At 44.2% G+C, this 362-nt stretch carries 1 protein-coding gene; it reads right to left on the reverse strand.

Annotation, left to right across the window (positions count from 1 at the left end):
* A partial coding sequence (locus tag CXF58_RS01320) for a helix-turn-helix domain-containing protein (protein ID WP_145989775.1) occupies positions 1-342 on the reverse strand: 342 nt, incomplete at its 3' end.
* Positions 343-362 lie beyond the last annotated feature (20 nt).

Consider the following 362-nt stretch of genomic DNA (forward strand, 5'->3'; position numbering starts at 1 on the left):
CAATTGCTGAATGTCTTTGCCGGTTAGACGACCGCCAGCTCGCTTTTCTTGTTCAGAGACTATCATGGCTTTAAAAGCGGCTATGTCTGCTTCTGCCAATTTGCTGTGACGACCTCGACGATGACGATCGTAGAGACTTTCAAGTCCTCGTTCATAATATCGCTTCAATGTCCGTCTGGCAGTTTCAGGATGTATGCAGAGGTCTTTGGCAATATCGTTAGTGGCTTTGCCTATACTATATTGGTATAAGATGAGCAGGCGTAGTCGGGCTCTGGGATTGCGCTCAGTCTTTGAGTGTTTGCCAAAGTCATGGTCTTCTAGGTTATGTATTGGTATAGTCATAAGTGGATTATACTATATAT

It is taken from the genome of Psychrobacter sp. Sarcosine-02u-2, from assembly GCF_002836335.1.
GTDB lineage: Bacteria > Pseudomonadota > Gammaproteobacteria > Pseudomonadales > Moraxellaceae > Psychrobacter > Psychrobacter faecalis.